20 protein-coding genes and 1 tRNA gene are annotated in these 24262 nt (G+C 69.8%); 9 read left to right on the top strand and 12 right to left on the bottom strand.

Translation table 11 applies throughout. The annotated features are described in order from the left end of the window. Nucleotides 1–133 precede the first annotated feature (133 nt). Nucleotides 134–217: transfer RNA gene (locus OEIGOIKO_RS20835), tRNA-Leu, on the bottom strand. 831 nt (nucleotides 218–1048) lie between these two features. Between OEIGOIKO_RS20835 and OEIGOIKO_RS20830 the strand changes: the two genes are divergently transcribed. The 7 genes from OEIGOIKO_RS20830 to OEIGOIKO_RS20795 all read left to right on the top strand — a co-directional run bounded on the left by OEIGOIKO_RS20830 (nucleotide 1049) and on the right by OEIGOIKO_RS20795 (nucleotide 10527). Then, a complete protein-coding gene (locus tag OEIGOIKO_RS20830) occupies nucleotides 1049–1930 on the top strand; it encodes an FhaA domain-containing protein (protein ID WP_125055317.1) in 882 nt (293 codons plus the stop codon). A gap of 10 nt (nucleotides 1931–1940) precedes the next feature. Beyond that, on the top strand, nucleotides 1941–2468 hold the full coding sequence (locus OEIGOIKO_RS20825) for an FHA domain-containing protein FhaB/FipA (protein ID WP_030017036.1): 528 nt from the start codon (nucleotides 1941–1943) through the stop codon (nucleotides 2466–2468). A gap of 128 nt (nucleotides 2469–2596) precedes the next feature. Further along, complete coding sequence (locus tag OEIGOIKO_RS20820) at nucleotides 2597–4102, top strand: PP2C family protein-serine/threonine phosphatase (RefSeq protein ID WP_125055316.1); 1506 nt, start codon at nucleotides 2597–2599, stop codon at nucleotides 4100–4102. 23 nt (nucleotides 4103–4125) lie between these two features. Then, nucleotides 4126–5523, top strand: a complete 1398-nt coding sequence (locus tag OEIGOIKO_RS20815) for an FtsW/RodA/SpoVE family cell cycle protein (protein ID WP_125055315.1) — start codon at nucleotides 4126–4128, stop codon at nucleotides 5521–5523. After that, nucleotides 5520–6989 (top strand): peptidoglycan D,D-transpeptidase FtsI family protein, encoded by a 1470-nt coding sequence (locus OEIGOIKO_RS20810; RefSeq protein ID WP_125055314.1) that lies wholly within the window; start codon nucleotides 5520–5522, stop codon nucleotides 6987–6989. The genes OEIGOIKO_RS20815 and OEIGOIKO_RS20810 overlap by 4 nt, the downstream gene beginning before the upstream one ends. A gap of 146 nt (nucleotides 6990–7135) precedes the next feature. Continuing rightward, nucleotides 7136–9145: a Stk1 family PASTA domain-containing Ser/Thr kinase gene (gene pknB, locus OEIGOIKO_RS20800; protein ID WP_125055313.1), complete on the top strand. Its 2010-nt coding sequence runs from the start codon at nucleotides 7136–7138 to the stop codon at nucleotides 9143–9145. Nucleotides 9146–9231: 86 nt separating this feature from the next. Next, the gene (locus tag OEIGOIKO_RS20795) at nucleotides 9232–10527 is read left to right on the top strand and encodes an IS30 family transposase (RefSeq protein WP_125053881.1); all 1296 of its coding nucleotides are present in this window, start codon (nucleotides 9232–9234) and stop codon (nucleotides 10525–10527) included. Nucleotides 10528–10611: 84 nt separating this feature from the next. Here the strand turns inward: OEIGOIKO_RS20795 and OEIGOIKO_RS20790 are convergent, their stop codons facing one another. The 6 genes from OEIGOIKO_RS20790 to OEIGOIKO_RS20765 all read right to left on the bottom strand — a co-directional run bounded on the left by OEIGOIKO_RS20790 (nucleotide 10612) and on the right by OEIGOIKO_RS20765 (nucleotide 15527). Then, nucleotides 10612–11358: a class E sortase gene (locus tag OEIGOIKO_RS20790; RefSeq protein ID WP_125055312.1), complete on the bottom strand. Its 747-nt coding sequence runs from the start codon at nucleotides 11356–11358 to the stop codon at nucleotides 10612–10614. Between the two features lie 25 nt (nucleotides 11359–11383). Beyond that, nucleotides 11384–13018, bottom strand: a complete 1635-nt coding sequence (locus OEIGOIKO_RS42920; protein WP_246177454.1) for a class E sortase — start codon at nucleotides 13016–13018, stop codon at nucleotides 11384–11386. Further along, a complete protein-coding gene (locus tag OEIGOIKO_RS20775; RefSeq protein ID WP_125055310.1) occupies nucleotides 13015–13665 on the bottom strand; it encodes an aminodeoxychorismate/anthranilate synthase component II in 651 nt (216 codons plus the stop codon). The genes OEIGOIKO_RS42920 and OEIGOIKO_RS20775 overlap by 4 nt, the downstream gene beginning before the upstream one ends. After that, nucleotides 13662–13838 carry a hypothetical protein gene (locus tag OEIGOIKO_RS41675; RefSeq protein WP_030017044.1) on the bottom strand — a complete coding sequence of 59 codons (177 nt, stop codon included), beginning with the start codon at nucleotides 13836–13838 and terminating at the stop codon, nucleotides 13662–13664. The genes OEIGOIKO_RS20775 and OEIGOIKO_RS41675 overlap by 4 nt, the downstream gene beginning before the upstream one ends. 93 nt (nucleotides 13839–13931) lie before the next feature. Then, the gene (locus tag OEIGOIKO_RS20770) at nucleotides 13932–14705 is read right to left on the bottom strand and encodes a class E sortase (RefSeq protein WP_246177453.1); all 774 of its coding nucleotides are present in this window, start codon (nucleotides 14703–14705) and stop codon (nucleotides 13932–13934) included. Between the two features lie 51 nt (nucleotides 14706–14756). Further along, nucleotides 14757–15527, bottom strand: a complete 771-nt coding sequence (locus OEIGOIKO_RS20765; RefSeq protein ID WP_030017046.1) for a DUF881 domain-containing protein — start codon at nucleotides 15525–15527, stop codon at nucleotides 14757–14759. A 150-nt stretch (nucleotides 15528–15677) separates the two neighbouring features. On the opposite strand from OEIGOIKO_RS20765, the gene crgA reads away from it, so the two are divergent. Next, nucleotides 15678–15935: a cell division protein CrgA gene (crgA, locus tag OEIGOIKO_RS20760; protein ID WP_030017047.1), complete on the top strand. Its 258-nt coding sequence runs from the start codon at nucleotides 15678–15680 to the stop codon at nucleotides 15933–15935. A gap of 425 nt (nucleotides 15936–16360) precedes the next feature. Here crgA and OEIGOIKO_RS20755 read toward each other — a convergent pair whose 3' ends face one another. Both OEIGOIKO_RS20755 and OEIGOIKO_RS20750 read right to left on the bottom strand, forming a co-directional pair. Beyond that, entirely contained in the window at nucleotides 16361–17269 is a 909-nt protein-coding gene (locus tag OEIGOIKO_RS20755; RefSeq protein ID WP_125055309.1) for a rhomboid family intramembrane serine protease, read from the bottom strand. Between the two features lie 167 nt (nucleotides 17270–17436). Next, nucleotides 17437–17964: a peptidylprolyl isomerase gene (locus OEIGOIKO_RS20750; RefSeq protein WP_125055308.1), complete on the bottom strand. Its 528-nt coding sequence runs from the start codon at nucleotides 17962–17964 to the stop codon at nucleotides 17437–17439. A gap of 309 nt (nucleotides 17965–18273) precedes the next feature. Between OEIGOIKO_RS20750 and OEIGOIKO_RS20745 the strand changes: the two genes are divergently transcribed. After that, complete coding sequence (locus tag OEIGOIKO_RS20745; protein ID WP_031007805.1) at nucleotides 18274–18993, top strand: DUF5324 family protein; 720 nt, start codon at nucleotides 18274–18276, stop codon at nucleotides 18991–18993. Nucleotides 18994–19090: 97 nt separating this feature from the next. On the opposite strand, the gene ileS is transcribed toward OEIGOIKO_RS20745, so the two are convergent. The 3 genes from ileS to OEIGOIKO_RS20730 all read right to left on the bottom strand — a co-directional run bounded on the left by ileS (nucleotide 19091) and on the right by OEIGOIKO_RS20730 (nucleotide 24258). Next, the gene (ileS, locus tag OEIGOIKO_RS20740; RefSeq protein WP_125055307.1) at nucleotides 19091–22231 is read right to left on the bottom strand and encodes an isoleucine--tRNA ligase; all 3141 of its coding nucleotides are present in this window, start codon (nucleotides 22229–22231) and stop codon (nucleotides 19091–19093) included. A 276-nt stretch (nucleotides 22232–22507) separates the two neighbouring features. Next, nucleotides 22508–23224, bottom strand: a complete 717-nt coding sequence (locus tag OEIGOIKO_RS20735; RefSeq protein ID WP_125055306.1) for a thioesterase II family protein — start codon at nucleotides 23222–23224, stop codon at nucleotides 22508–22510. Between the two features lie 77 nt (nucleotides 23225–23301). Continuing rightward, nucleotides 23302–24258, bottom strand: a complete 957-nt coding sequence (locus OEIGOIKO_RS20730) for a chlorinating enzyme (protein ID WP_125055305.1) — start codon at nucleotides 24256–24258, stop codon at nucleotides 23302–23304. Nucleotides 24259–24262: the final 4 nt, after the last annotated feature.

Raw genomic sequence — 24262 nt, 5'->3', positions numbered from 1 at the left:
CCCGTCAGTGCGGGCCCGGGGGGAGGCGGCCTGCGCGGGAATCCGGCGGAGCAATCATCGGGAGACCATCTGCGCATCGACGGAACAACGCAAGACCCCCGGTCCGGGAATCCCGGACCGGGGGTCTCATCTGTGCGCGAGGGGGGAGTTGAACCCCCACGCCCTTTCGGGCACTGGAACCTGAATCCAGCGCGTCTGCCTATTCCGCCACCCGCGCATTGGGTGTGTCATCCGATTCTCTCACGCGATCCGGGGTGTTCCGTCCGGGTCTTGTGTGAGCGCCTTCCGACATGCAGAACATTAGCACGCTGTCGGGGGTGCAATCACATCCGTTCTCCGGCACCCGTCCGTGACCTGCCCCGGAACCCGTCGAGGCCCTCCGTCACCCGTCGGCCGTCACCCGTCACCCCGACGTGCCCCGCCATGACGACCAGCGCCCCGGCCCGACCCCGCACCCCGCACCGACTCCCCCCTCTGGACCACCCCCGGTCACCCCTCCGCCACACCCGGCAGCCACCGATCCCCCCGCCCGGTCGCCGCTCGCACCACTCCGGCCGTCGCTCGTCCGCCACACCCGACGACCGGTCTCGTCCGTCCCGGCCGCACCCCGGACCAGCCCGATTCCCGCCACCCCGACCGATTCCCGCCACCCCCGCACACCCCCGCCCGCATCCGCCCCCGCCTCGCCGCCCCACCCGGTCGGCGAACCCGGCGGTTGCGGGACACTGTGAGTGGGGCACATCTACGATCGCAGTGCCATCGCAACGCCGGCGCGGTCCCATCGCGAAGCCATCGCGGTGCCCGGGCCCGTCCCGGCGGCCGGCGGCACTGCGGGTTTCACCATGGCGGCACCGCGGCCCCATCGCGGTTACGCCGGAGTGACGCACCAGCAAGCAGCAGTGAGCAACCTTGTGAGGGGCGACACTCGTCCTCACGACGGGAAAGGGGAACCAGCCGATTTCCCGGCGCGTGGATACGATCAGTAAGCAGTATCAGGACGACCCTGTCGAAGACCGACCTGACGAAGACTGAGGAAGGAGGTGCCCCCGTGGGAGTACTGAAGCGCTTCGAGCAGCGTCTCGAAGGTCTCGTCAACGGCACCTTCGCCAAGGTGTTCAAGTCCGAGGTGCAGCCCGTTGAGATCGCCGGCGCGCTCCAGCGCGAGTGCGACAACAACGCCACCATCTGGAACCGCGACCGCACGGTCGTCCCCAACGACTTCATCGTCGAACTGAGCACCCCCGACTACGAGCGGCTCAGCCCGTACAGCGGCCAGCTCGGAGACGAGCTCTCCGGCATGGTCCGCGACTACGCCAAGCAGCAGCGCTACACCTTCATGGGCCCGATCAAGGTGCACCTGGAGAAGGCCGACGATCTCGACACCGGCCTGTACCGCGTCCGCAGCCGCACCCTCGCGTCCAGCACGTCCCAGGAGCACCCGGGTGCCGCCGCGGCGGCCCAGCGCCCCACCGCGCCCCGGAACAGCCCGTCCGGCCCCGGCGGTCATGTGGGTCCGCCCCCCATGCCCACCTCGCCGCCCGGTATCGCCCAGCCCGCGTCCCGCCCGGGGACGCCCGGCGCCGGACCGCAGCCCGGTGCGGCCTCCGACAGCTGGTACCAGGGCCGGGGCGGCGCGGAGCGCGGCGCACCGACGCGACGCTGGATCGAGATCAACGGCAACCGCCACCAGATCTCCCGGTCGACCCTCGTCCTGGGCCGCAGCACCGACGCCGACGTACGGATCGACGATCCGGGAGTCTCCCGCCGGCACTGCGAGATCCGCGTCGGAACGCCGCCGACCATCCAGGATCTGGGTTCTACCAACGGCATCGTGGTAGACGGGCAGCACACCACCCGCGCTACGCTCCGCGACGGCTCGCGGATCGTCGTGGGCAGTACCACCATCGTTTACCGGCAAGCCGAAGGGTGAAGCGGGGGCAATGTCAGAGCTGACCCTCACGGTCATGCGGTTGGGTTTCCTCGCCGTACTGTGGCTGTTCGTCATCGTGGCCGTCCAGGTCATCCGCAGCGACCTGTTCGGCACACGGGTCACGCAGCGCGGCGCCGCCCGCCGCGGCGGCCAGGAGGCGCGTTCGCAGCAGCGCCAGCAGGCCGCGCCGCCGCAGCAGCGCCGCCAGGAAGGCGGCCGCGGCAACAACCGTCAGCGCCGCGGTGCCCCCACAAAGCTGGTGGTCTCCGAGGGCACGTTGACGGGGACGACCGTCGCCCTCCAGGGCCAGACCATCTCCCTGGGACGCGCGCACGACTCCACGATCGTGCTGGACGACGACTACGCCTCCAGCCGGCATGCCAGGATCTACCCGGACCGTGACGGCCAGTGGATCGTCGAGGATCTCGGGTCCACCAACGGCACGTATCTCGACCGGACCCGACTGACGACCCCGACACCGATTCCGCTGGGCGCCCCGATCCGCATCGGCAAGACCGTCATCGAGCTGCGGAAGTAGTGCTACGTCATGAAAGAGCGCGAGCGGAGCGAGCGAGCCGTGGCGGTCCACTCGACGGACCCGAGCGTGCTCCCGACCGGAGGGTGGGCACCGTGCGGATGTACCCCGAGCCGACGGGCGAGGTGCGTATGAGTCTGTCACTGCGCTTCGCCGCCGGATCGCACAAGGGCATGATCCGGGAGGGCAACGAGGACTCCGGTTACGCCGGCCCGCGCCTGCTCGCCATCGCCGACGGCATGGGCGGCCAGGCCGCGGGCGAGGTCGCCTCCTCCGAGGTGATCTCCACCCTCGTCCAGCTCGACGACGACGTCCCCGGCTCCGACATCCTCACCTCCCTCGGTACGGCCGTCCAGCGCGCCAACGACCAGCTGCGCGTCATGGTCGAGGAGGACCCGCAGCTGGAGGGCATGGGCACGACCCTGACCGCCCTGCTGTGGACCGGGCAGCGGCTCGGCCTGGTGCACGTCGGCGACTCCCGCGCCTACCTGCTGCGCGACGGCGTCCTGACGCAGATCACGCAGGACCACACCTGGGTGCAGCGGCTCGTCGACGAGGGCCGGATCACCGAGGAGGAAGCCACCACCCATCCGCAGCGCTCCCTGCTGATGCGCGCGCTGGGCAGCGGCGACCACGTCGAACCCGACCTGTCGATCCGCGAGGTACGGGCCGGCGACCGCTACCTGATCTGCTCGGACGGCCTGTCCGGCGTGGTCAGCCACCAGACCCTCGAAGAAACCCTCGCCAGCTACCACGGTCCGCACGAGACGGTGCAGGAGCTGATCCAGCTGGCGCTGCGCGGCGGTGGCCCGGACAACATCACCTGCATCGTCGCCGACGTCCTGGACGTCGACGCCGGTGACACCCTCGCGGGTCACCTCAACGACACCCCGGTCGTCGTCGGTGCCGTCGCCGAGAACCAGAACCAGCTCAGCGACCCCAGCACGATGCAGACGCCGGCCGCCCGCGCCGCCGAACTGGGCCGCCACCGGGACGCGCCGCAGAGCGCGCCGGGCGGCTCCTTCGGTCCGCCGGGCAGCGGCGACAACGGCGTCCCGGGCCCGCCGCAGGGCTCGTTCGGCGCGTTCACGGACGAGGAGTTCCTCAAGCCGGAGCGCGGCCGGGGCCGGTGGATCAAACGTTCGCTGATCGTCGTGCTGGCGCTGGCCGTGGTCGGCGGCGGCCTGTACGCGGGCTACCGCTGGACGCAGACGCAGTACTTCGTCGGCGCCAAGGACGACCACGTCGCGCTGTACCAGGGCATCAGCCAGGACCTCGCCTGGATCAAGCTCAACAACGTCGACGAGGACCACCCGGAGATCGAACTCAAGTACCTCCCGGTCTACCAGCGCAACCAGGTCAAGGAGACCATCGCCGTCGACAGCCGCAACCAGGCGATCGACAAGGTCACCGAGCTGGGCAAGCAGGCCACCGCCTGCCGCTCGAAGGAGACGCGGGAAACGGCGGAGCGTGCGGCGGCGGCCCGTAAGAAGGCCGAGGAAGACGCCCGAAAGAACAACAAGCCCGGCAAGCCCGGCGCGCCCCAGGCGACTCCGAAACCCACACCCACCACCAGCCAGACGCCCCCCTCCGAGGAGCAGCAGAAGCTGGAAAAGAATTGCAGCACCCAGCAGTGAGGGCGTAGGGGGCCGTAGAACTGATGAGCAGTACCACCACCACGACCACCGTGGGCACGATCGGCGCCCCGAGTCGCCGCAACACCGAGCTGGCCATGCTCGTCTTCGCGGTGCTCATCGCGGTGTTTGCGTACATCAACGTGGGCCTGGCCAAGGAGGGCTCGGTCCCGGCCGGCGTCCTGGGCTACGCCCTCGGCCTCGGCCTGCTGGCCGGCATCACCCACCTCGTCGTCCGCAAGTGGGCCCCGTACGCCGACCCGCTGATGGTGCCCATCGCGACCCTCCTCAACGGTCTCGGCCTGGTCTTCATCTGGCGTCTGGACCAGGAACCGCAGATCACCACCAAGCAGCTGGGCGGCGCGATGGCGCCCGGACAGCTGATGTGGTCGACGCTCGGCGTCGCCCTCTTCCTCGGCGTGCTGATCTTCCTCAAGGACCACCGTGTCCTGCAGCGCTACACCTACATCTCGATGGTCGTCGCGCTGATCCTGCTGATCGCCCCGATCTTCTTCCCGGCCAAGTTCGGCGCCCGCATCTGGATCACCATCCCCGGTGTCGGTTCGCTGCAGCCCGGTGAGTTCGCCAAGATCGTCATCGCGATCTTCTTCGCGGGCTACCTCATGGTCAAACGGGACGCGCTGGCGCTGGCCAGCCGCCGCTTCATGGGCCTGTACCTGCCGCGCGGCCGCGACCTCGGCCCGATCCTGGTCATCTGGGCGCTGAGCCTGATGATCCTGGTCTTCGAGACCGACCTCGGTACGTCCCTGCTGTTCTTCGGCCTCTTCGTGATCATGCTGTACGTGGCCACCGAGCGGACCAGCTGGATCGTCTTCGGCCTGCTGCTCAGCGCCGGCGGCGCGGTCGCCGTGGCCACCTTCGAGTCGCACGTGCAGGAGCGGGTGCAGAACTGGCTCAACCCCCTGCAGCTGATCAACGGCGGCGTGACCGAGACCGCCCAGGCCATGTACTCCTTCGGCTCCGGCGGCATCCTCGGCTCCGGCCTCGGCCAGGGCTACTCCCGCCTGATCGGCGGCATCGCGCCCAAGAGCGACTACATCCTCGCCACCGTCGGCGAGGAAGCCGGTCTCGCCGGCGTGATGGCGATCCTGCTGCTGTACGGCCTGCTCATCGAGCGCGGCATCCGTACGGCGCTGGCCGCCCGCGACCCGTTCGGCAAGCTCCTCGCCATCGGCCTGTCCGGCGCCTTCGCCCTCCAGGTCTTCGTCGTCGCCGGCGGTGTCACGGGTCTGATCCCGCTGACCGGTATGACGATGCCGTTCCTCGCCCAGGGCGGCTCCTCCGTCATCGCGAACTGGGCCCTGGTCGCGATCCTGCTGCGCATCAGCGACACCGCGCGCCGTCCCGCCCCGGCCCCCGCGCCCTCCACCGACGCCGAGATGACCCAGGTGGTCCGCCCGTGAACAAGCCTCTGCGCCGCGTCGCCATCTTCTGCGGCCTGCTGGTTCTCTCACTGCTGATCCGCGTCAACTGGGTGCAGTTCGTCCAGGCCGACGAGCTGAAGAACGACACGCACAACCGGCGCGTGGCCATCGAGCGCTACAGCCAGCCGCGCGGCAACATCATCGTCGACGGCAAGGCCGTCACCGGCTCGACCACCAACGAGAGCGGCGACTTCAAGTACAAGCGGACCTACAAGGACGGCCCGATGTGGGCGCCGGTCACCGGCTACGCGTCCCAGGCGTTCGGCTCCAACCAGCTCGAAAAGCTCAACGACAGCATCCTGTCCGGCACCGACGACAAGCTCTTCTTCAGCCGTACGGTCGACATGTTCACCGGCGAGAAGCAGAAGGGCGGCGACGTCGTCACCACCCTGAACGCCAAGGCGCAGAAGGCCGCCTACGACGGCCTGAACAAGAGCAAGGGCGCGGTCGCCGCGATCAACCCGGAGACCGGCGCGATCCTGGCGCTGGCCAGCACCCCGTCGTACGACCCCTCCACCTTCGCCGGCATGTCCGACAAGGACGCCAAGGCGTACAACGGGCTGCTGAAGAAGAACAACCCGGACGACCCGATGCTCAACCGGGCGCTGCGCCAGACCTACCCGCCGGGCTCCACGTTCAAAGTCGTCACCGCCGCCGCCGCGCTGGAGAACGGCCTCTACACCGACATCAACGCCAAGACGGACTCGCCGCTGCCCTGGTACCTGCCGGACACCGCACACCAGCCGCTGAACAACGAGGGCAACATCCCCTGCGAGAACGCCAGCCTCAAGGAAGCGCTGCGCTGGTCCTGCAACACCGTCTTCGGCAAGATCAGCGCCGACCTCGGCAACAAGAAGATGAAGGCCGAGGCCGAGAAGTTCGGCTACAACAACCCCGAGGTCGACACCCCGGTACGGGCCGCCGAGAGCGTCTACCCGACCGACAACCGGCCGCAGAACGCGATGGCCGGCATCGGCCAGGCGTCCAACCGCGCCACCCCGCTGCAGATGGCCATGATCACCGCGGCCATCGCCAACGGCGGCAAGCTGATGAAGCCGTACATGGTCGACCAGCTGGTGGCCCCCAATCTCAACGTCGTGCAGCAGCACACGCCCGAGGCGATGAGCCAGCCGCTCAAGCCGGAGAACGCCCAGAAGCTCCAGGAGATGATGGAGGGTGTCGTCAAGAACGGCACCGGCACCAACGGCCAGATCGACGGCGTCACCGTCGGCGGCAAGACCGGCACCGCCCAGCACGGCGAGAACAACAAGGACAACCCGTACGCCTGGTTCATCTCCTACGCCAAGACCTCCAAGGGAACGCCGGTGGCCGTCGCCGTCGTGATCGAGGGCTCGGACACGCTCCGCGGCGACATCGCGGGCGGCAAGCTGGCCGCCCCCATCGCCAAGAAGGTCATGGAGGCGGTACTCGACGGCAAGAAGTGACCCCGGTCACGCCAATACCGGTCGGATATCAGGTGCCGGTCGCGACCGGGCCCCGCACGGCGTGCCGGGTACGGTATGCCCGAACAGCACACCGCCGGACCACACACGGGTGCGGTCGGGACTGACGGAGAGGGCTGGAGAAGCTTATGGAAGAGCCGCGTCGCCTCGGCGGCCGGTACGAGCTGGGCTCGGTGCTCGGCCGCGGTGGCATGGCCGAGGTCTACCTCGCGCACGACACCCGCCTGGGCCGCACCGTCGCTGTGAAGACGCTGCGCGTGGACCTCGCCCGCGACCCGTCCTTCCAGGCCCGGTTCCGCCGTGAGGCCCAGTCGGCCGCCTCGCTGAACCACCCGTCGATCGTCGCGGTGTACGACACCGGCGAGGACTACGTCGACGGCGTCTCCATCCCGTACATCGTCATGGAGTACGTCGACGGCTCCACCCTGCGTGAGCTGCTGCACTCCGGCCGCAAGCTGCTGCCCGAACGGTCGCTGGAGATGACCATCGGCGTGCTCCAGGCACTGGAGTACTCCCACCGGGCCGGCATCGTCCACCGCGACATCAAGCCGGCCAACGTCATGCTGACCCGCACCGGCCAGGTGAAGGTCATGGACTTCGGCATCGCCCGTGCGATGGGCGACGCCGGCATGACGATGACGCAGACCGCCGCGGTCATCGGCACGGCGCAGTACCTCTCGCCCGAGCAGGCCAAGGGCGAACAGGTCGACGCCCGCTCCGACCTGTACTCGACCGGCTGTCTGCTCTACGAACTGCTCACCGTGCGGCCGCCCTTCGTCGGCGACTCGCCCGTCGCCGTGGCCTACCAGCACGTACGGGAAGAGCCGCAGCCGCCGAGCAACTTCGACCCCGAGATCACCCCCGAGATGGACGCCATCGTCCTGAAGGCGCTGGTCAAGGACCCCGACTACCGCTACCAGTCGGCGGACGAGATGCGCGCCGACATCGAGGCGGCCCTCGACGGGCAGCCGGTCGCGGCGACCGCCGCCCTCGGCGCGGCCGGCTACGACCAGGACCAGCCGACGGCGATGCTGCGCCCGCAGGACCCGGCCGGCCAGACGTCGATGCTGCCGCCGATGAACCCGGACGACGGCGGTTACGGCTACGACGAGCGGCCCGACCGGCGCCGCGGCGGTGGCGGCCAGAAGAAGAAGCACACCTCCACGATCCTGCTCGTCGTCGCGGGCATCCTCGTCCTGGCCGGTGCGATCTTCATCGGCAAGGCGATGTTCAGCAACACGAACACCAGCAGTGACGTCAAGGTGCCGGAGCTGACCGGGAAGACCCTGGAGCAGGCCAAGTCGGCCGGCGTCAACGGCGGCTTCAAGGTCTCCAAGAGCGGCAGCACGGCCTGTGAGAACGTCGAGAAGGACCAGATCACCAAGCAGGAACCGGCCGCCGGCGGCACGGTCGCCAAGGACGAGACGGTGACGGTGACGCTCTGCACCGGGCCGGAGAAGGTCACCATCCCCGACGTCACGGGCCTGACCTTCGAGAAGGCGAAGGACGACCTGAAGAACAAGGGCTTCGAGGACGTCCAGAAGACCGAGCGGGTCTCCGAGCGTCCGGAGGGCACGGTCGTCGACCAGGACCCCAAGGGCCAGAGCGAGGGCACCAAGAAGACCAAGATCACGCTGGTGGTCGCCAAGAAGTCGCCCACGACGACGGTGCCGCCGGTGACCGGACAGGACTTCAACACCGCGCAGAAGCAGCTCACCGACCTCGGCTTCCAGGTCAGCAAGAACGAGCAGGAGGTCTCCGACCCGAACCAGGTCGGCAAGGTCACCGCGCAGTCCCCGGACGGCAACGCGCAGGCCCGGAACGGCTCCACGATCACACTGACCGTCGGCAAGGCCGCCGAGCAGAAGCCGGTGCCCACCGTCATCGGCCAGTCCGTCAAGGACGCCAAGAAGGCCCTGCAGGACGCCGGCTTCACGAACATCCAGTTCGCGGGCGGCAGCTCGCAGGACGACAAGGCCCGCGTGATCAGCCAGGACCCGCAGCCCAACACCCCGTCCGCCCCCGGCTCCACCACGGTGACGCTCACCACGATGGGCGCCCCCACCGGGGACGACGACAGCGGTGACGACGGTGGCGGCGTCATAGGAGGCTGGTGGGGCCGGCACGGCAGGCACTGACGGGGAACCGTCGCCGCACGGGAAAGCCCCGGCACCCTTCGCTTGGGTTCTAGTGGTCGTTGCAACACCCCAGTTCAAGGGGTGCGATGGACTTCGAGGTCCGTAAGGTCCGCTCGGCTCAGGGGCGCAGGAAGCTCACCGCTGAGCGGGCGGAATACTTCCGGCTCGTGAATGCGGGATACACCAGCAAGGAAGCGTCCGCGGCGGTCGGTGTGAACGAGCGCACCGGACGTGAATGGCGCAATGGCCGGTGGGATCCTCAGCGGCTCAGACCGCCGGCGGCCCAGGCGACGCGCCGCCCCGACCAGGAGCGCGTCCACACCAGGCGGGCACCCGTTCTCCAGGACCGGGTGCCCGCAGCCGCAGCCGCAGCCGTGGAAGTGCGCTCGCGCTTTCTGTCAGAGCGTGAGCGCATCCACATCGCTGACCGGCTCCGGGAGAAGGCGTCCATCCGGTCGATAGCCGCCGAACTGGGCCGCAGCCCTTCCACCGTCAGCCGGGAGATCCGGCGCAACCGCACCGACGGCACCCGCAAGCAGTGGCACTACCGGCCGTTCGCCGCCCAGGCCCGCGCCGATGGCCGCAGGCCACGGCCGAAACCGCGGAAGATCAGCCAGAATCCCGAACTGCGGGACGCCGTCCAGGCGGGCCTGGACCAGCGGTGGAGCCCGGAACAGATCTGTCACGCTCTGCGCAGACAGTTCCCCCACCGGCCGGAGATGCACGTGGTCCACGAAACGGTCTACCAGGCGCTCTACGTGCAAGGACGCGGCCACCTCCGACGGGAGGTGGCGGGCGCGCTGCGCAGCGGACGTGCCCGCCGCAGGCCGCACCGCCAGGCCAACTGCCGCCAGCCCCGCTTCACCGATCCCATGGTCATGATCAGTGAGCGGCCCGCCGAAGCGGACGACCGGGCCGTGCCCGGCCACTGGGAAGGCGACCTGATCATCGGCAAGGACAGCGGCTCGGCGATCGGCACCCTCGTCGAACGCAGCACCCGCTACGTGATGCTCCTGCACCTGCCCGCCGACCACACCGCAGCCAGCGTCCGCGCTGCCCTGACGGAGACCGCGCAAAGGCTCCCCCAGCACCTGAAGCGGTCCCTGACCTGGGACCAGGGCGCAGAGATGGCCGCCCATCGCAGCTTCACCCTCGCCACGAACGTCCCCGTCTATTTCTGCGACCCGGCCAGCCCCTGGCAGCGCGGCTCGAACGAAAACACCAACGGCCTGCTCCGCCAGTACTTCCCTAAAGGAACCGACCTGTCCGTCCACACCCGCGAGCACCTCGACGCCGTCGCCGCCCAGCTCAACGGCCGCCCACGCAAAACGCTCGACTGGGAAACCCCAGCCGAGCGCCTGCATAAACTACTCGCGGCCTGAACAACACGACTACGTGTTGCGACGATCCCTAGAATCCGCCTCTCGGGAGCCGGGGCTTTGCCGTGGGCCGGGGCGGTACCGCCCTCAGCGCAGTTCCTTCGGCGGGGTGCGCTCGGCGTCGACCTTCTCGGTGCGCTCCAGCTCGCCCCAGACGATGTAGCGGTACGTGGAGGTGTAGACCGGCGTGCAGGTCGTCAGCGTGATGTAGCGGCCCGGCCTGCGCTTGCCGGACTCCTTGGGGACGTCGTCCAGGACGTCGACGTTGTACTTCGAGGTCTCGTCCAGGGACGCGTAGGCCTTGTAGATGTACCAGGTGTCCTTGGACTCGAAGACGATCGGATCGCCTTCCTTGAGCTTGTCGATGTTGTGGAACTTCGCGCCGTGCCCGTCGCGGTGCGCGGCGAGCGAGAAGTTGCCCTTCTTGTCCTGCGGAAGGGCCGACTTGACGGGCTCGGTGTAGTAACCGGCGACGCCCTCGTTCAGGACGTCGGGGTCGATGCCCTTCTTGACCAGCACTTCGCCGTTCTTCATCGCCGGGACGTGCAGGAAGCCGATGCCGTCCTTGGTGTCGAGCGCGCCGGGGCCCTTCGGGGTCTGCGCCCAGTTCTTGCGCACCGTGTCGCCCTGCTTGTGCGCCTCGCGGTCGGCGAGGACGTTCGTCCACCACAGCGAGTAGACGACGAAGAGGGCCAGGATCAGTCCCGCCGTGATCAGCAGCTCTCCGACGACGCTGACGACGGTGGCGATGCGCCCGCGCAGGCGGCGCGGCGGCGTGGACGCCGGCGGCTCCGCCGCCGTGCCGGTGTCCTCGTCGTGTCCGGTGGCAGTCACCGCGTGGTACCCCTCTTACGTTCGCTCAGCTGACGAGCGCATCCGGCTTGCCCTTGCTCCGCGGCCGCTCCTCGACCATCTTGCCCCAGACGATCATCCGGAAGGTACTGGTGAATTCGGGGGTGCAGGTCGTCAGCGTGAGGTAGCGGCCGGGGCGGGTGAATCCGGAGCGCCTCGGCACCGGGTCGAGCACCGCGATGTCCCGCGGCGAGGTCTGCGGCAGGATGCTCTCCATCGTGTACGTGTAGTACGTGCTGCGCGTCTCGACGACGATCTTGTCGCCCTTGACCAGCTTGTTGATGTAGCGGAAGGGCTCACCGTGGGTGTTGCGGTGCCCGGCCACCGCGAAGTTGCCCTGCTTGTCCCAGGGCATCGCGGTCTTCACGCTGTTCTTGTCGTAGTGACCGATCATGCCGCGGTCCAGCACCGCGGGCTTGCTGATGCCCTCGGCGATCGGGACCTTCACGTCCAGCTTGGGGATATACATGATCGCGAAGCCCTGGCCCGGTGAGAAGGCGTCGGGCCTGCGGTCCTCGCCGCCCTCGTCCCACTCGTGCTCCAGGTTGCTGGCGGTGCCGCCCGCCTGCTGGTGCGCCAGCACGTTCGTCCACCACAGCTGATAGGTGACGAAGAGCAGCATCAGCACGCCGAGGGTGATGAACACCTCGCCCACCGCGCGGCTGACGATGATGCCCGGACTCTCCTTGCCGGCCCGCTCGGCGCGGCGGGCCTCCATCCGCGTCATGGGCACGGAAGGCGCCTCTGCGGCCGAGGAGGCGGCGCTCGCACCGCCCGGAGGGGAACCACGCCGTGCGCGCCTGTTACCGCGCTTGGCGGCCTCCTGGGCGGCTTTACGGCGTGCGGCGCGGCCACCGGTCGTCGATGGCGTGGAAGCCGACGAGCCGGAAGCCGGCGCCTCGGGCTCTGTTTCACGTGAAACAACGTCCGTCCCGCCGTGGTCGCCGACCGGCTCTGCGGCCTGACGGAGTGCCATGGTCTCGGCGTCGTACGCGGGATCCGGGCCGACGGTGCCGACAGGGCCCGGTACGTACGGCGGGTCCAGGGCCGGGTTGAGGAACGGGTCCGGCCCGGCAGCGGGAGTGGGTGCCGTGACCGGTCCCGGGGGCGGAGCCGGGCTCGGGGCCGGGGACGGATCCGAGGTCGGGGACGGTGCCGGGTCGGGGGCCAGGTGCGGAACCGGGTTCGGGGCAGCCGTGTGAGCGGGCGCCTGGCTCCGCCCGTACGGGGGCGTCGGGGCCCGGTCCGGGCCGGGTATCGCGCGGTCCCGGTCCTGGCCCTGCTGCTGTGCGGGAGGCGCCACCGGGGCCTGATGCGGCCGGAACCACGGAGAACCGCTCCGCCCGGAGGCGGGCTGCCCGGCCTGCGAGGGCCGCCCAGGCTGCGGGGGCTGCGCGGGCTGCGGGGGCTGCGGGGGCCGCTCCGCCCCGGTCGGCCGCTCCGGCTGCGGACGCTCGTCCCGCCCGGCGCCCGGACGGCCCGGCCCCGGCTCCCGTGCCGGCGGGCGGCCGGGGAGCGGGTCCGTCAGCGGGTCGTCCAGCTGCCCGACGGCCGCCTCGAACGCCTCGCGGTCGTACGAACCGTCGGCGTCACGCGACGGCTCGTAGGACCTCCCCTCGCGCCCGGGGCGGAGGTCAGTCACGCGCCGACCTTGCCGACCACCGGGGCAAGCCCCGCCGAACGCTCCACCGCACCGGAGTCGCCACACTCCACCAGCCAGTTGGCGAGCATCCGGTGACCCCACTCGGTCAGGACCGACTCGGGGTGGAACTGGACGCCTTCGACGGGAAGTTCCCGGTGCCGCAGCCCCATCGCCACGCCGGTCTCGGCGTCGTCGCCCGTCCAGGCGGTGACCACCATCTCGTCGGGGACGGTGCCGGGCCGCACGGCCAGGGAGTGGTAGCGGGTGGCGGTGAAGGGGGTGGGCAGGCCCTTGAAGACGCCCGCGCCCTCGTGGGAGACCAGCGACGTCTTGCCGTGCAGCAGCTCGGGGGCCCGGCCCACGACACCGCCGTAGGCGACCGCCATCGACTGCAGCCCGAGACAGACCCCGAAGACCGGCACGCCCGTGTCGGCGCAGTGCCGGACCATGTCGACGCAGACACCCGCCTGCTCGGGGGCGCCGGGCCCGGGCGAAAGCAGGACACCGTCGAAACCGTCCTGAGCGTGCCGCAGCCCCACCTCGTCGTTGCGCAGCACCTCGCACTCGGCCCCGAGTTGGTAGAGGTACTGGACGAGGTTGAAGACAAAGCTGTCGTAGTTGTCGACCACGAGGATCCTTGCGGTCATCGGACGGCTCCCATCCCTCGGTCGACCGTGACGTCGTTGAAGGGGAGCAGCGGCTCCGCCCACGGGAAGACGTACTGGAAGAGCACGTAGACGATCGCCAGCACCAGCACGAGGGAGATCAGCGCCCTCACCCATGCGTTGCCCGGCAGATGCCGCCAGATCCAGCCGTACATGCTGTCGCTGCCCCTACTTGCCGATGACGATGACCGTGTCGATCGATGTCGATCGCTCCACCAGACTAAAGGGCGAGGGCGGCGGCCGGGGGCTCAGCCGGTCAAAGCCGACGGCCGCCCGCGCTCCACGGGTTGGGTGGAATCCAGGTGCGCCCAGACGATCAGCCGGTGGCTGTGGCCCCACTCCGGCTCACAGGTCGTCAGGGTGAGGTACCGGCCCGGACCGTTGTATCCCGATTTGCGCGGTACGGGGTCGATCACCCCGATGTCGGTGGGCAGCGTCGTCCAGGGGCGCCGGTCGATCCGGTACGTGAACCAGGTCGCGCCGTCCGTGAGCACCACCGCGTCGCCCGGCCGCAGTTCGGGGAAGTCCTTGAACGGGTCGCCGTAGGTACGGCGGTGCCCGGCGACCGCGAAGTTTCCCGTCGCGCCGAGCCGCGCGGTGCGGTCGTAGTGCCCCAGGCCCTTCTTCAGGACGTCCGTCCCGGTGCCTTCCAGTACGGGCTTGCTCCAGTCGGCTCCGAACCGCGGGATGTACATCACGGCGAAGGACTTTCCGTTCTCGTACCGCGGTTGCCTCGTGGTCCGGTCGGGCTGTCCGGCGGCAGCGTCCGGGGACGCGGTGGTGACCGGGCCGGTGGACCACCGGTCCTGGAGAGCGCCGATCTCACCGTCCATCGCGCTGTCGGCCCGCACGCCGGTCCAGAACAGCACGTACACCACGAAGAGCACGATCAGCGTGCCGACGGTGACGCACACCTCGCTGAACGTCCGTACGACCAGCCGCGCCGCCGCGCCGGAGCGCCTCCCACCGCCGGGCCGGCCTCCCGCCCCGGGCCGCGCCGCCGCCCTGGACCGTACCGTCATCGCGGACCGCCCCCTCCCCGGCCGCCGGCGCCGGTGCGGGCGGCCGGCGGGTCACGGCTTCACAGGCTGTGCGTAGTGGAGATCCACTGTGCCGGAGTAGCCGGGCAGAGTCACCGTCTCGTGCTGGTCGACTTTCCAGCCGAGCCCGTAGGCGTTGACGTACTGCATGTAGTTCTGGATGGCCGGCGAGGCGGTCAGCGCCCTGCTCAGCTTCTCCCGGTCACCGACGGCGGTGACCTTGTACGGCGGCGAGTAGACGCGGCCCTGGAGGATCAGGGTGTTGCCCACGCAGCGCACCGCGCTGGTGGAGATCAGCCGCTGGTCCATGACCCGGATGCCCTTGGCACCGCCCTGCCACAGCGCGTTGACCACGGCCTGCAGGTCCTGCTGGTGGATGACCAGGTCGTTGGGCTGCGGCTCCGGCACGCCGGGGATCTTCGCGGTGGCGTTCGGCGGGGCGTCGGTGAGGGTGACGGTCATGCCCTGGCCGTCGACCGGCTTGGTGCCCGCGTTCTTCTCCAGCGCCGCCAGCCTGGCGTTCTCGGCCGCCGAGTTGCCGCTGTCCTGGTGCGCGAGGGTGTCGACCTCGTCGCGCAGCGCGGCGTTGCGCTCGTCGTGCGCGCCGTTCTTGTGGCTGCGCTCCTGGATGAGGTCGGACAGGCGCAGCATCGAGTCGTCGGAGCGCAGGTCCGTGCCGCGCGCGGTGTCGAAGCTCAGCCAGAAGATCAGCCCGGCGAGCGCGAAGACGCCCAGGGTCAGCAGGCGCACCGGCCGCAGGCGGCGGCGCGGCGGGCGGCCGGGGGAGTCAGCGGAAGTGCTCAACGTACCCTTGCTCCTTACGACGCCGCGGAAGCACTACGCTAACGGACGCCCGGGGAGGGAATCCGCTCCCCGTCGCGTCCCCGCCCGGCCCGCGTCATGCATCATCCGCCCTCAGTGCGGTCACGCAGATCATCGACAGGAGAGTTCCTCGTGCCGAAGTCACGGATCCGCAAGAAGGACGACTTCACGCCGCCGCCGGCGAAGCAGACGACCAGTCTGCGCATGAGCTCCGGCCGGGGCTGGGTCGCCCCGGTGATGCTCGCGCTGTTCCTGATCGGTCTGGTGTGGATCGTGCTCTTCTATGTGACCGGGGGCGACATGCCCGTCAAGGCGATGGGCAACTGGAACATCGTGTGCGGGTTCGGCTTCATCGCGGTGGGCTTCGGCGTGTCCACCCAGTGGAAGTAGCCCGGAACGAACTGCGTCTTCGCTGACCGGTGACGCCGGTCAGCGGAGACAGCCGGGCTGCTTCTTGCCCCAGCGCGGGCACCGTCACGCAAGCCCTGCCCAAGGCCATCCACACAGTTATCCACAGCCGGGGAAAACTTCAGAAGATCTGTGGATAACTTCCCGGTCGTTGACGCCGGTGTGACCAGCGGTCCGTCCCCCCGATCCCCGCGACGACCCGTCCTTCCTGGGAAAACGCGTCTCTGTGCAGGTTGGAACACACGTTCCCCACCCGGTGCACAAGATCCGCCACCCGCTGTGGACAACCCGTACCCGGAGCGTGGACAACCCGTACCCGGAACACCTCCCGGCGCCCTATCGGACCGGTACGGGACAACCGCGCACCGCGCACGGCGGACCGCAGAATCCGCGCTCCGCCGCCCCGCTCACCCCACGAGCTGGACGGTCCGCACCCACACCACCGCGACGATCACCAGGAACACCACCGCGAACGTCAGGCCCTGCACCAGCGCCCGCCGCTCCCGCGGCGCGTGCACCATCCCGTACGTCACAGCCGCGCCCACGACCAGCCCGCCGACATGCGCCTGCCACGCGATGTTGGGCCACGCAAAGGTGAAGACCAGGTTGAGCGCCAGCAGGATCAGCACGGGCCGCATGTCGTAGTTCAGGCGGCGCATCAGTATGGCCGTCGCGCCGAGCAGCCCGAAGACCGCGCCGGACGCCCCCAGCGAGGGCTGGTTCTGCGCGGCGAGCAGGTACGACAGGGCGCTGCCGCCGAGCGCGGAGAGCAGGTAGAGCCCGATGAAGCGGAGCCGGCCGAGGGCCGCCTCCAGCGGCGGGCCCAGCCACCACAGCGACAGCATGTTGAAGATGATGTGCATCGGCTCCTGGTGCAGGAACGCCGCCGTCAGCAGGCGGTGGAACTCGCCCTCGGCGACGCCGATGAACCTCAGGTCCTCGGGGACGAACGCGCCGCCGATCATCTCCAGGTCCTGGACCAGGCTGTCGCCCACCGCCAGCACCGCGATGAACACCGCGACGTTGATGCCGAGCAGGATCTTGGTGACCAGGCGGGTGTCCGCGGCGAGCGAGCCGCCCGCGATCGTCCGGGGGGCGGTGGCCTGCGCCGTACGTCCCGTGCCGCTGCCGCCGCGTACGCAGTCCGGGCACTGGAACCCGACCGACGCGCTGACCATGCACTCGGGGCAGACGGGCCGCTCGCAGCGCGTACAGCTGATGCCCGTCGCACGGTCCGGATGGCGGTAGCAGCCGGGCGCGGCGTCGCCCGGCCGTGCGTCCTGCGGCTCCTGCGGGCTGCCCGGCGCCTGGTCCATGGTCCCCTCGGTCCCTCGTCCGAATCCGTGCGGACGTCACCGCACGACGAAGTGCGCGCCCCACCCGATCTACGACCGGGCGGGGCGCAATGGTTCCCGCGGGTCCGCGGTCCGGGGCCGCTGCGGGCCCGCCGGACCGGGCGTCCGCGGTGACGCGGTGCCGCGCGTCAGCGGGTCTCGACGACGACCGACTCGATCACGACGTCGTTGACCGGGCGGTCCGTACGCGGGTTGGTCTGCGTCGCCGCGATGGCGTCCACGACCTTCTTGCCCGCGTCGGTGGTGACCTCGCCGAAGATGGTGTGCTTGCCGGTCAGCCAGGTGGTCGGGGAGACCGTGATGAAGAACTGCGAGCCGTTGGTGCCCGGGCCGGCGTTGGCCATGGCGAGCAGGTACGGCTTGTTGAAGGACAGGTCCGGGTGGAACTCGTCCTTGAACTCGTAGCCCGGGCCGCCGGTGCCGTTGCCCAGCGGGTCGCCGCCCTGGATCATGAAGCCGCTGATCACCCGGTGGAAGACGGTGCCGTCGTACAGCTTGTCCGTGGTCTTCTTACCGGTCTCCGGGTGGGTCCACTCGCGCTCGCCCTTGGCGAGTTCGACGAAGTTCTTCACCGTCGTCGGGGCGTGGTTCGGCAGGAGCCGAATCTCGATGTCGCCCTGATTGGTCTTCAGGGTGGCGTAGAGCTCTTCAGCCACGATCTACCTTCCATAAGTCTGCACTGACGGTTCCCGATCCTCGCATGGACGTGTGCCCCGCACCGGGACACCGCAGCGTTCGGTTCTCCTTTCCGCCACCAGTACCGGCCGAACCGGCGCACGGCCCGGAAAACCGTGGCATTGTCATCGCAAGGCTCCGTATGGCCCCCAATGACCCGGATGCCCGCCCGCACATGCCGTATGTCGTGTGAGCAGGCATGATCTTGAACCGGGTGGACAGGCGACACAGCAGACATCGGGGGACAACCCCCCGAGCCCCCCGGACACGCCACCGAGGAGGAGGATCCCGTGACCCGCAAGGACAGCGTGCGCGCGGCGACCAGTTCGGCCAAGGACAGCGTGCGACACGCGGCGGAGGTGGTGGCTCCGTATGCCGGTACGGCCAAGGACACCGCCACGCACTACGCGCACGAGGCCCGCACGCGACTGGCACCCAAGGTGGCCGAGGCCGCTCACCAGGCCCGCAGCCAGTACGACGCCCACCTGCAGCCGCGCATCGAGCACGCCCGCGGCGCCCTGCCGCCGAAGGTCGACGCGGCCGCGAGCCGGGCCGCCGAGCGCACCCGCAAGGCGGCCCGCCAGGCCGCCGACTACACCGCCCCGCGCGTCGAGCACGCCGTGCACAGCGCACGCGCCGCCGCGGAACCGGTCCGCGAGCAGGCTGTGGCCCGCGGCACCGCCGCCATCGCGGCCCTCCGCGGCCAGGTGTCGGCCAAGGAGATCGAGAAGCTCGTCAAGAAGCACAACCGCCGCCGCCGCGCCGGCAAGGCCGCCAAGCGGATCGCGATCGTGGGCCTCCTCGCCGGCGGCGCCTACGCCGCCTGGAAGTGGTGGGACAAGCAGGCCAACCCGGACTGGCTGGTCGAGCCCCCCGCTCCCACCGAGGTCAGCGAACGCGCCACCCTGACCGCGGTCGACGGCACCGCGGAGGCGGCCGCCCTGGACCCGGAGGTTCAGGCCAAGCAGGCCGAGGCCGAGGCCGAGGAGCGCGGCGGCGGCACCACCTGATGCCTCGGGTCGCCGCCGCCCCGCCGCACGACACCGGCCCGGGCCGCAGCCCCGTCCAAGGGACTGCGGCCCGGGCCGGTGGTCCGGAACAGCGGACTTACGCCTTACGCAGACGGAACCCGAGGCCCAGGGCGTCCTCCTTGAACGTCTCGCCGTAGGACGGGTCCGCGTCACCCGGCGCGAAATCGACGGCCAGGACCTCGTCCGCTATGAGTTCGGCGTGCTCGGTGAGCGCCGTGGTCGTCTCGGGGGAGACAGAGGTCCAGCGCAGCGCGATCCGGTCGGCCACGTCCAGGCCGCTGTTCTTGCGGGCCTCCTGGATGAGCCGGATGGCATCGCGGGCCAGCCCGGCGCGCCGCAGTTCCGGGGTGATCTCCAGGTCCAGGGCGATCGTCGCGCCCGCGTCCGAGGCGACCGACCAGCCCTCGCGCGGCGTCTCCGTGATGACGACCTCCTCGGGGGTCACGGTGATCGTCTCGCCGTTCACCTCCAGCGTCGCCTCGCCGGAGCGCAGGGCCAGGGAGAGGGCCGCCGCGTCCGCCGCCGCCACCGCCTTCGCCACGTCCTGGACGCCCTTGCCGAACCGCTTGCCCAGGGCCCGGAAATTCGCCTTGGCCGTGGTGTCGACGAGCGAGCCGCCGACCTCCGAGAGCGAGGCGAGGAAGGAGACGTTCAGTTCCTCCGTGATCTGGGCCTGGAGGTCGGGGGAGAGCGCCGCGAACCCGGTCGCGCCCACCAGCGCGCGGGAGAGCGGCTGACGGGTCTTGACGCCCGACTCCGCGCGCGTGGCCCGGCCCAGCTCCACCAGACGACGGACCAGCAGCATCTGCCGCGACAGCTCCGGGTCGGCGGCGAAGCGGTCCGCCTCGGGCCAGGTGGAGAGGTGGACGGACTCGGGCGCGTCGGGTGTGACCGGCACCACCAGGTCCTGCCAGACCCGCTCCGTGATGAACGGGGTCAGCGGGGCCATCAGGCGCGTGACCGTCTCGATCACGTCGTGCAGGGTCCGCAGCGCTCCCTTGTCGCCCCGCCAGAACCGGCGCCGCGACCGGCGTACGTACCAGTTCGACAAGTCGTCGATGAAGGCCGAGAGCCGCTTGCCGGCCCGCTGGGTGTCGTACGACTCCATGGCCTCGGTGACGTCGGCCACCAGCGTGTGGAGTTCGGAGAGCAGCCACTTGTCGAGGACCGGGCGGTCGGCCGGGGCCGGGTCGGCCGCCGACGGTGCCCAGTCGGAGGTCCGGGCGTACAGCGCCTGGAAGGCGACCGTGTTCCAGTACGTCAGCAGGGCCTTGCGGACGACTTCCTGGATGGTGCCGTGGCCCACCCGGCGCGCCGCCCACGGCGAACCGCCGGCCGCCATGAACCAGCGCACCGCGTCGGCGCCGTGCTGCTCCATCAGGGGAATCGGTTCCAGGATGTTGCCCAGGTGCTTGGACATCTTGCGGCCGTCCTCGGCGAGGATGTGGCCCAGGCAGACCACGTTCTCGTAGGAGGACTTGTCGAAGACCAGCGTGCCGACGGCCATCAGCGTGTAGAACCAGCCGCGGGTCTGGTCGATCGCCTCGGAGATGAACTGCGCCGGGTAGCGGCTCTCGAACAGCTCCTTGTTCCGGTACGGGTACCCGTACTGCGCGAACGGCATGGAGCCCGAGTCGTACCAGGCGTCGATGACCTCCGGTACGCGCGTCGCCGTCTTCGTGCAGCCCTCGGCGGTGCAGGGGAAGACGACGTCGTCGATGTACGGACGGTGCGGGTCGAGCTGCGACTGGTCGGTGCCGGTCAGCTCGGTGAGCTCGGCGCGGGAGCCGACACAGGTGAGATGGTCGTCCGCGCAGCGCCAGATCGGGAGGGGGGTGCCCCAGTAGCGGTTGCGGGACAGCGCCCAGTCGATGTTGTTGTCGAGCCAGTCGCCGAAGCGGCCGTGTTTGACCGAGTCCGGGAACCAGTTCGTCGTCCCGTTCTCCTCGATCATGCGGTCCTTGACCGCGGTCGTACGGATGTACCAGGACGGCTGGGCGTAGTAGAGGAGCGCGGTGTGGCAGCGCCAGCAGTGCGGGTAGCTGTGCTCGAAGGTCTCGTGGCGGAACAGCAGGCCCCGCTCCTTGAGGTCGGCCAGGACCAGTTCGTCGGCCTTCTTGAAGAAGACGCCGCCGACGAGACCGAGGCCCTCCTCGAAGGTGCCGTCGGGGCGGACGGGGTTGACGACCGGCAGACCGTAGGCCTTGCAGACGCGGTAGTCGTCCTCGCCGAAGGCCGGGTTCGTGTGGACGAGGCCGCTGCCGCTCTCCGTGGTGACGTGGTCGCCGTTCACGACGATATTGGCGCCTTCGAGCGCGACGACGGAGAACGGCGACCGGTAGGACCAGCGCTCCATCTCGGCGCCGGTGAAGGACTCGCCGGTGGTGACCCAGCCCTCGCCCAGCGCCTGCTCGATCAGCGGCTCGGCGACGACCAGGCGCTCCGTGCCGTCGGTGGCGACCACGTAGGTCACCTCGGCGTTGACGGCGACGGCGGTGTTGGAGATCAGGGTCCAGGGAGTGGTCGTCCAGGCCAGGAGGGCCGCCTGGCCGGCCAGCGGGCCCGAGGTCAGCGGGAAGCGGACGTAGACGGAGGGGTCGACGACCGTCTCGTAGCCCTGGGCCAGCTCGTGGTCGGACAGGCCGGTGCCGCAGCGGGGGCACCAGGGGGCGACGCGGTGGTCCTGGACCAGCAGGCCCTTGTCGAAGATCTTCTTCAGGGACCACCAGACCGACTCGATGTACGGGGGATCCATGGTCCGGTACGCGTCGTCCAGGTCGACCCAGTACCCCATCCGGGTCGTGAGCTCGGCGAAGGCGTCGGTGTGCCGGGTCACCGACTCGCGGCACTTGGCGTTGAACTCGGCGATGCCGTACGCCTCGATGTCCTTCTTGCCGTTGAAGCCCAGCTCCTTCTCGACGGCCAGCTCGACCGGCAGGCCGTGGCAGTCCCAGCCGGCCTTGCGGCCGACGTGGTAGCCGCGCATGGTGCGGAAGCGGGGGAAGACGTCCTTGAAGACGCGGGCCTCGATGTGGTGCGCGCCGGGCATGCCGTTGGCGGTGGGCGGGCCCTCGTAGAACACCCACTCGGGGCGTCCTTCGGACTGTTCCAGAGTCTTTTCGAAGACCTTGCTCTCGCGCCAGAAATCGAGCACCTCGTGCTCAAGGGCGGGCAGGTCGACCTGGGCGGGCACCTGGCGGTACTGCGGCGATGTCATCGGCGGCTTAACTCCGGTCGGTCTGCGTGATGGGATCCCTGGAGGCTCACGGCCACACCCCTCATGGCCTGCGAACGGGGCCTGCCCGCACGGCGGTTCGTGGTGGCCCCCGCGGAGTGTGCGCCCCGGCCGGTCACGGCCGCGGGAAACGCTGCTCGTGCGGTCGGCGCCTGTCGGTCGATCCACTATACGGCCAAGCTCTGGCCCCCTGAGGGCTGTTGGGGCCACCCGTCAAGGGGGGGCGGCCGGCGCGCCGCGAGGCGGCTGCGGACCCGGTCAGGTGGCCCGTGCGTACCGTCGGCCCGCGATGATCTCCACCAGCCCGGGGACGTTCTGCTCGACGTAGAAGTGGCCGCCGGGGAAGAGCCGCGTCTCCGTCGACGCCGTGGTGTTGAAGCGCCACTGGTCGAGCTGTTCGGTCGTGAAGATGTCGTCGGTGCCGTAGCACACGACAATGTCCGCCTCGGTGACGGTGCGCCGCTTCCTGGACAGGAACGACTCGGATACCGAGAAGTCGGCGCGGAGAAGATCGGCGGTCCGGCGGCGCAGTTGGGGATGGTCCAGGATCTGCTGCGAGAGGCCGCCCCCGGATTTGGCGGTGATCTCGAAGATCTCCTCGTCGGTCGTGGTGAGGGGAGAACCTTCGAAGGGCAGGACGGCACCCCGCGGGCCCGAGTTCGCCGACGCGAACAGGGTGGCGCACTGGCTGCGGGCCCCCGTCTCCTCCAGCCGGGCCGCCAGGGCGAGGCCGACATAGGCACCGAGGCTGTGCCCGAAGACGGAGAACGGGCCGTCGATGGCGGAAACGGTGTCCAGCAGGGAGTCCACGGCCTCGTCGATGGTGGTGACGGGCGTTTCCCGCCAGCGGCGGCCCCGGCCGGGGAGATCGACGGCCAGCGGCCCGATCTCCGGCGGCAGTGCCTTCACCAGGGGATCGAAGTAAGCGGCGGACCCGCCGGCGTGGTGGAGCAGAACGAGCGGATGAGGCGTCATGGATGTCCGTCTCCCGTAAGGGCGGGCGAAAGGCGCGGGTGGAGGCGGCCCGCAGGCCGCCTCCACCCCGGGGCCCGTCAGCTCTGCTGGTGGGGGGTGAACTGGAACCCCCGCTGGCTCTCCTTCGCGACACGGTTGTGCCCGTACGTGTCCTCACCGGACACCAGGACCGTGCCGTACTTGTCGAGCACGATGCCGCCGCCGTACTCGCTCACCTCGTCGGTGCCCGGGTAGACCTGCACCTGCGTGGGGACGAACCGGGCGGCGTAACCCATCCGGTAGTCCTTCTTGGTCCCGGTGTGCGGCAGGGACGCGTGCATCAGGGTCGACCAGAAGATCACGCACTCGCCCGGCTTCATCACCAACGGGAACGCCTGGGACTCGTCCGGCTTCCAGTTCGGGTCCTTCTGCAGCTGCCGGTAGTCGTAGCCGAAGAAGCCCCGCTTGATGCCGTCCTTCTCCTGGGAGTTCGCCGCCTCCGCGTTGTACTCCATGCCCTTCGACTCGTCGTAGTTCATGACCTTGTGCGTGCCGGGCATCAGCTGGAGGCAGCCGTTCTCCTTCGTGGAGTGCGTGAACGCGGTCCACACGGTGACGGTGCCGCCGAAGGCCGGCCGGCCGTCCTCCGAGGGCCACACGATCTGCGGCGTGCCGCTGGCGTGCGCGAAGGTCGCCGCCTGGTGCCAGTCCGTGCCCTCGTCGCCCTGGTACTTGGGGAAGAACTCGCTGCGCCAGCAGAGCAGGTCGGGGCCCAGGAGCGAGGCGACCCGGTCGACGATCTCCCGCTTCATGATGTGCTCGGAGAGCAGGTCGATGTCCAGGTGCCGGTCGTAGTTGGAGATGCTGCTCGCCTTGCCGGAGCCCACCGGGTAGATGGCGTGCGAGCGGTCGCGCAGCTGCCGCTGGACGGTCTTCCAGCGCTCCTCCATCTCCTCGACCTCGTAGATCTTGATGGGTCCGAGGAAGCCGTCCCGCTCGAACTGCTCGACCTCGGCTTCGGTCAGGGAGAACGTGGTCTGCTGAGTAACGGTCATCGCT

This window comes from Streptomyces paromomycinus (assembly GCF_003865155.1).
Lineage (GTDB): Bacteria > Actinomycetota > Actinomycetes > Streptomycetales > Streptomycetaceae > Streptomyces > Streptomyces chrestomyceticus.
Note: the sequence above shows the minus strand (reverse complement) of the source record. Positions and strands in the feature narration are given on the sequence as shown.

Coding starts and splice junctions, on each gene's coding strand:
- OEIGOIKO_RS20825 (WP_030017036.1), top strand. CDS start 1,941: ATGTCAGAGCTGACCCTCACGGTCATGCGGTTGGGTTTCCTCGCCGTA.
- OEIGOIKO_RS20820 (WP_125055316.1), top strand. CDS start 2,597: ATGAGTCTGTCACTGCGCTTCGCCGCCGGATCGCACAAGGGCATGATC.
- OEIGOIKO_RS20815 (WP_125055315.1), top strand. CDS start 4,126: ATGAGCAGTACCACCACCACGACCACCGTGGGCACGATCGGCGCCCCG.
- pknB (WP_125055313.1), top strand. CDS start 7,136: ATGGAAGAGCCGCGTCGCCTCGGCGGCCGGTACGAGCTGGGCTCGGTG.
- OEIGOIKO_RS20795 (WP_125053881.1), top strand. CDS start 9,232: ATGGACTTCGAGGTCCGTAAGGTCCGCTCGGCTCAGGGGCGCAGGAAG.
- OEIGOIKO_RS20775 (WP_125055310.1), bottom strand. CDS start 13,665: ATGACCGCAAGGATCCTCGTGGTCGACAACTACGACAGCTTTGTCTTC.
- OEIGOIKO_RS41675 (WP_030017044.1), bottom strand. CDS start 13,838: ATGTACGGCTGGATCTGGCGGCATCTGCCGGGCAACGCATGGGTGAGG.
- OEIGOIKO_RS20770 (WP_246177453.1), bottom strand. CDS start 14,705: ATGACGGTACGGTCCAGGGCGGCGGCGCGGCCCGGGGCGGGAGGCCGG.
- OEIGOIKO_RS20755 (WP_125055309.1), bottom strand. CDS start 17,269: ATGGACCAGGCGCCGGGCAGCCCGCAGGAGCCGCAGGACGCACGGCCG.
- ileS (WP_125055307.1), bottom strand. CDS start 22,231: ATGACATCGCCGCAGTACCGCCAGGTGCCCGCCCAGGTCGACCTGCCC.
- OEIGOIKO_RS20735 (WP_125055306.1), bottom strand. CDS start 23,224: ATGACGCCTCATCCGCTCGTTCTGCTCCACCACGCCGGCGGGTCCGCC.
- OEIGOIKO_RS20730 (WP_125055305.1), bottom strand. CDS start 24,258: ATGACCGTTACTCAGCAGACCACGTTCTCCCTGACCGAAGCCGAGGTC.